Here is a 4,805-nt window from a genome sequence, read left to right as displayed (position 1 = left end):
GAGATAACCGAAGCCAGTGACTGAGAAATGCTCATTAATTGGTGGCAGGATCATATAGGGGAAAATGACCCGCTACTGCGCAATACGACCCTTGACCAATGTCGGAGGGACGCTGAAGCCAGAAAGTATTTTATGGAGCACGCCATCCTTGAGAGAAGGAAAGATTAAACACAACCAGTGGTTTAATTATTGAAGGAGACATGAAATGTCAAAGAATGCCGAACGATTGAAAAAATACCGTGCCAAGATGGATGATGCTGGATTTAGGCGGCTGAGCTTTTATGTATGCCCTGAATTGGGGCAACTACTGGATAGGGAGCATCGCCCTTCAGAGTGCAGAGGGCGTACCTTGGAGCGCTTGTTATTGGGTAAGGCTGCAAAGCGCCCTGATTATTGGACGGAAGAAGAACGAGCGCGCAGGACGGCAAAGTGCCAGGCAATCATGAAAAAATTCAAGCTATCTTAACGTAACGATAGGGGAATTTTCAACCACCGACATACACACGCGCGATAATGGAAATCACCACTACCGAGGAAGCCTGAAATTTTAAGGTGTCCGCGTGGTGGTGGTTAATGACATTTCAAAAAACGGGTAGAAAACCGGGTATTTTAGAGATCCATAAATCCAATACTACCTTATATACGTCGTTTCCAATGATTATTCGAATCCCGCCTTCAAAAAAGCCTCATCCTGTATATGGATGGGGCTTTTTTGCACCAATCTGCTGTCCTGCAACAACCCGGTAATGACCCAGTCACGCCTAACCTTGAACAATACACCATTAAATTCTCATTGAAGAAAACACAGAAGCCATGAAATAGCTGACTACTTTTCAAGCTTGCCCTTTGAGAGCAATCGCTATGGTCTGTGCCTTCCTGTGGTTACCAATGTGAAACGGGAACAGGCCCTAAATCCAGACAAATTTCATATATTTCCTCAGCTGTTTATCAAGCCTGCTTTATAAATGCCGTTGTTTTAGCTCATAACAACATAAAAACTTTTATTATTGCGAGCTCGGTATCCATAAGCTATGAATCGATGCATTATTGACTACAAAACAATAAAATCCACGCAACCGGAGATTATCTCCAGGATTATCGAAATTGATGAAGAATCCTCGAACTGTTTCAGGGAGATGGATTGTTTGTTGCGCTCTGATCAGGTGGTTGCATCGTTCATTCTCAGAGTGGCCAATTCACCTATTTATAACCGCAGTCAACCGATTAGAACGCTGCCTATCGCAATCAGCCTGCTAGGAATCAACATCATTCGTTCCCTAGTCATACTGGCCTTTTCACGCTCGGTATTCTCTAAAAACAAAAATACATTAGTACGTACACATATCTGGCAGCACTCACTATTAGTTGCAATTGCAAGTTACAACATCTGTTCTGAATTAGGTAAATCAGCGGATTGTGAAGAAGCTTTTGTTGCCGGTCTGGTGCATGATATTGGCAAAATTCTGCTTTTTACCCATGCACGCAAGGATTATATGGATGCCCTCACCCATGCACTTGAGAGCGATTGTTCAAGCAGGGAGGCGGAGCAGAAATTCCTGGGAACGGATCATTATCAGATTGGTGAGCAAGCGGTCAGGGCATGGAAACTTCCATCGCAGTTTCAACTATATGTCGGCACTGATCTCGATCAGCTGATACCCGGGCAAACTGAAAACAAAATCCAGCTTTGGCTGGCCATTGCCAATAATCTGATCAAAGGTGCCGGTATTGGTGCCAACCCCTGTGATCTGGATGTTCGCAAGGAGAAATTGATAGCTTACGGGCTAAGTGAAGAATATGCCGATCACCTACTCGACGAGGCGTTCTTTCAAAAATTGATCAATGATGAAATCTATCAATTCTGTGCAAATGATCACAGCTAAAACACCTTTTGCAGCAAATTCAAGTGAAGCCAGGCCGATCGCTATTCGATCCAGTTACCCGATCATCATTACTTCGCTTGAGCAAAATATCTGGCAAGAGCTTGAACGAAAAATTGCACACTCACTGGAACGTTTGTGTTGCCAGCGCCTACTGGATTCAACCGTACTGCTATTACACAAGCTGATTACGAATCTGGTTAAAACCATGCATCGTCATGCTTTCCAGCAGGCAATTGAAGGTGATCTCGGTCTTAATGTCGCCAGCAGGAATAGCGTATTTAATGAACTCCTGCAAAACGAACTGGTCATGCATGGCGATCGGAATATCGAGCAATTCTGTAAAGAGAACAATTTTCAGATCATGCTGACTTTCCCTGAAGAAAAAGATACTTTGATACAGATTGAATACCCGATCAGCTGTGACGATAGCGCCTATCTGGATAACAAGCTTGCCAGAGCAATCGGATTCGTATTGTCAAAACAGACTCATGATAAGTATTCGCCAGGATATTCTGCTGCCAGAATAGTAAGGAATATTGCAGAACATCACCTCTATCAGTCGCAGACAGGACACTCTCAATTGCTGACCTGTGCGGAGGAGTCAGATAAGGCCCAGGTTATTTTCAGCAAGCTGGGCTACAGCATTATCGTTTTCTCCAGCGCCGGGGATATTCTGGCTATATCACCCACAATTCTCAACAACCTGAAACTGGAAGTATCGCCTGTTTCAGCACATACCCTTGCAGGTATTATCCCCAGCCATTTTTATAATGATGTGTTGTGGGGGCTTGCGTTGGAATTACAGAATGGTTTGTTCGAGAACTACAGAACCCGCATCAGGCTGCCCCATGATGACAGCCTGTCGATACTTTTCAATATTAGTGGTTACCGTCACCATGACATGACAATCCACACGATGTGGCAAATCGTATCGCTGGATCACAAGGCCACTGACACACTGGCAGAAGGCTCTATCCTCAACGAAGCTCGTGTGCATAACATTACCCGTAATTATGTGCCTCAGCTAGTCGAGCAGAAAGCCAGAGAAATCGTCCGGCTGGGTGGCAATGCACTCCCTAATGAAGAATGTCAGCTTGCCGTTCTGTTTTGCGATATTGCCGGCTTTACCACTTACGTGGAAAACAATGAAAAAGAAGAATCCGTTATCCACACGCTCAATCTGATACTTGGCAGAATCACAAAAGCAGTCAAACAGCATGAAGGCGTCATCGACAAGTTCATGGGAGATTGCGTCATGGCGCTCTTCAAGGAACCATATAAAGCCGTACTGGCCGCACTCGACATTCACAAACATTCCCATGATTTCAATAGTCTGCGGATGCGTGCCAGCAAAGATCTGCTGCTATTGCGTATCGGCATCCATTGGGGAAAGGTTGTAATTGGCAATGTCGGTGCTTCAGGCAGGCTAGACTGGACAACAATTGGTGATGTTGTGAATACCGCTGCCCGGCTTGAGAAAAGTTGTTGTCCGGGCGCGATACTGATTAGTGAAGAATTACATGAAGCCATTGCACAGATTGATCACACCGAGATCAGCTTCAGCAAGCGCTTTTATCTCAAACTGAAAGGAAAACGCAACAAACAGGCTGTCCGCTACGTCCAGATAACCAGCCAACCTCTTTTGCATGATATTTTTATCACCCGTTCGAGAGCCTAAATTCAAGGAGATCATTGGGCACTGCCATATAACCCTGTGTGATCTCGGCTGGATCAAAATACAGAGCCAGGAGGGGAGAATTCTTGCTTCCCGATATCGACATACCAGCTGCTTTACCCTGTGAGCATTGCCCCGCTACTATCGCCCGGATAACTCCATAAGCCGATCCACCTCGCGATAATTCATCGTAACGCACTTCCCTCCATCGCTACTCCTCAAAACCAGAAAAGGGGACTACTGCCCCAAGTTAACATTTCCACATGAAAACTTGCTATTCCTTATTATTTCTGGTATTGATGACAGATTTCTTTTCCTCAACTCTACAATTATAAAGCGTATTATCAGAAGGAGCATGTCACGAATGGGTAAACAATTGGAATCAAACACCATTCCCCCTTATGAACCCAAAGCAGGTGAGGAATATATGAGCCCGGAGCAATTGGCACATTTCCGGAAAATACTGGAAGTCCAGCGGGCTGAACTTGGTAAGGAAATTGATCGTACTGTACACGTCATGCAGGAAGAATCCACAATTTTTGCTGACCCGGCTGACCGGGCCACCCAAGAATCTGACATGGCGCTGGAACTGCGCAGCCGTGACCGCGAACGCAAGCTGATCAAAAAAATTGGTGAAATCATCACCAAAATTGACGAGGGTGATTATGGTTATTGCGAAAAATGTGGTATCGAAATTGGCCTAAAGCGGCTGGAAGCTCGGCCAACAGCAACACTTTGTATCGACTGCAAGACCCTGGACGAAATCCGGGAAAGACAAGTCGCCAAATAACAGTTTAGGGCCTGTTCCCGTTTAATCTCAAGCTATTGATTTAAAGAAGCAAGCTCGTACGCTGTATTTCAACAGCAATACGAGCTTGCAATGTCACGATTACTGCTCAATGATGAGCCTGGTCGAAGCTGCTGACCATTTTTGTTTACTACACGCCAGTTCTGCAGGCATGCTGGGCACCACGGCCACTGGAAGAGCACCACCTTCATTGCGGGACTGCGTCACGATGCGATCACCGCTCCGTTAGTGCTCAACGGCCCAATGAACGGGGCCGCGTTTCTCGCCTATATTCATCAAACCTGCCTGTGCCCCACGCTGCAGCCAGGTGACATTGTGGTGGCCGACAACCTGTCTTCTTGTCACAAGGTTCCAGGCGTCCGCCAGATTAACATCGAAACTGCAGCTCGGTCCCACGTCCCTCTACTCCCACCTGACGCTGACTTTTGCCGCCACTCTA

The 4,805-nt window shown here is 46.0% G+C and carries 6 protein-coding genes and 1 pseudogene; 5 read left to right on the top strand and 2 right to left on the bottom strand.

Features of this window, described 5'->3' with window-relative positions; genetic code table 11:
• Positions 1 to 205: 205 nt before the first annotated feature.
• The 3 genes from ABF86_RS12110 to ABF86_RS12100 all read left to right on the top strand — a co-directional run bounded on the left by ABF86_RS12110 (position 206) and on the right by ABF86_RS12100 (position 3,561).
• The gene (locus tag ABF86_RS12110) at positions 206 to 466 is read left to right on the top strand and encodes a hypothetical protein (protein WP_074685741.1); all 261 of its coding nucleotides are present in this window, start codon (positions 206 to 208) and stop codon (positions 464 to 466) included.
• 565 nt (positions 467 to 1,031) lie between these two features.
• On the top strand, positions 1,032 to 1,883 hold the full coding sequence (locus tag ABF86_RS12105; RefSeq protein WP_041353469.1) for an HDOD domain-containing protein: 852 nt from the start codon (positions 1,032 to 1,034) through the stop codon (positions 1,881 to 1,883).
• On the top strand, positions 1,870 to 3,561 hold the full coding sequence (locus tag ABF86_RS12100) for an adenylate/guanylate cyclase domain-containing protein (protein WP_240142336.1): 1,692 nt from the start codon (positions 1,870 to 1,872) through the stop codon (positions 3,559 to 3,561). The genes ABF86_RS12105 and ABF86_RS12100 overlap by 14 nt, the downstream gene beginning before the upstream one ends.
• Here ABF86_RS12100 and ABF86_RS12095 read toward each other — a convergent pair.
• Positions 3,542 to 3,757, bottom strand: a complete 216-nt coding sequence (locus ABF86_RS12095; RefSeq protein ID WP_143000389.1) for a hypothetical protein — start codon at positions 3,755 to 3,757, stop codon at positions 3,542 to 3,544. The two genes, ABF86_RS12100 and ABF86_RS12095, sit on opposite strands and share 20 nt — an antisense overlap.
• 165 nt (positions 3,758 to 3,922) lie before the next feature.
• On the opposite strand from ABF86_RS12095, the gene dksA reads away from it, so the two are divergent.
• On the top strand, positions 3,923 to 4,348 hold the full coding sequence (gene dksA / locus ABF86_RS12090) for an RNA polymerase-binding protein DksA (protein WP_011634192.1): 426 nt from the start codon (positions 3,923 to 3,925) through the stop codon (positions 4,346 to 4,348).
• A gap of 99 nt (positions 4,349 to 4,447) precedes the next feature.
• Here dksA and ABF86_RS13140 read toward each other — a convergent pair whose 3' ends face one another.
• A complete protein-coding gene (locus ABF86_RS13140) occupies positions 4,448 to 4,573 on the bottom strand; it encodes a hypothetical protein (RefSeq protein WP_258333016.1) in 126 nt (41 codons plus the stop codon).
• Between ABF86_RS13140 and ABF86_RS13000 the strand changes: the two are divergent.
• Positions 4,529 to 4,729 (top strand): annotated as a pseudogene (locus ABF86_RS13000) (IS630 family transposase); the annotation flags it as partial. The gene ABF86_RS13140 and the pseudogene ABF86_RS13000 overlap by 45 nt on opposite strands.
• Between the last annotated feature and the right edge of the window lie 76 nt (positions 4,730 to 4,805).

Source organism: Nitrosomonas sp. GH22 (assembly GCF_009833115.1).
GTDB classification, from domain to species: Bacteria; Pseudomonadota; Gammaproteobacteria; order Burkholderiales; family Nitrosomonadaceae; genus Nitrosomonas; species Nitrosomonas eutropha.
Note: the sequence above shows the minus strand (reverse complement) of the source record. Positions and strands in the feature narration are given on the sequence as shown.